General features: G+C 58.0%; 1 protein-coding gene and 1 pseudogene. Both read right to left on the reverse strand.

Annotated elements, in window-relative coordinates:
* A pseudogene (locus tag KQH55_RS15935) lies at positions 1–86 on the reverse strand (type II toxin-antitoxin system ChpB family toxin); the annotation flags it as partial.
* The gene (locus KQH55_RS15940; RefSeq protein WP_076794587.1) at positions 80–331 is read right to left on the reverse strand and encodes an AbrB/MazE/SpoVT family DNA-binding domain-containing protein; all 252 of its coding nucleotides are present in this window, start codon (positions 329–331) and stop codon (positions 80–82) included. The pseudogene KQH55_RS15935 and the gene KQH55_RS15940, both read right to left, overlap by 7 nt.
* Positions 332–669 lie beyond the last annotated feature (338 nt).

Consider the following 669-nt stretch of genomic DNA (forward strand, 5'->3'; position numbering starts at 1 on the left):
AAATCGCCTTGCTGCTCTCGCCCGACAGTCGGATTCAGGCTCACGCGCACGATATCGCCCCGCTCGAACTTGACCTGCCTCACCACGCCTCACGCCCCACCGGTTTGATCTCGCCCCATGCCGCCATGTCGCCCGAAAGAGGCGCCTTCGGGTCGCACCGGGCAACAAGGTTGTCCAGCGAATACTTACGGCGGGCTGGGGTCAGCATCACGCCATCCGGGCGCACGTCGGCGTTTAGTGAACTGCCGACCGAGGCGTTGATCTGCTCGAGCAGCACACTCGGCAGACGAACTGCCGCGCTATTGCCCCATTTGTGAATCTTGAGTTCCATTGCCATCTCCTAACGTTTATCCATTGTAGATACACGCCACGTGATTGGCAAGCACCGCATATCTACAATGAAGATACCCGATGGGAGCGTCGGCGAGATTGCGCCCGCCGATTGGTTATCGGCCGTGAGCCCGCTGGAATACCCAGTTCTGATGCGCTCCATGCAAAATTGCCATTGCAGGATCAGGCAAAAAACCGCATCCTTGAAACCCTTCAAAATTGCGTTTCGGGGCCATTCCAACTGGCCTGATTATGCCGATCATCCCCGGCTAGATTACGCCGATCCGTGACATGGCGTTCAGGCGATGGCATCCCGTTATCTTGGCCTTCTGCCGCCCA

The sequence above is a fragment of the Mycetohabitans sp. B3 genome, assembly GCF_021498065.1.
Lineage (GTDB): Bacteria > Pseudomonadota > Gammaproteobacteria > Burkholderiales > Burkholderiaceae > Mycetohabitans.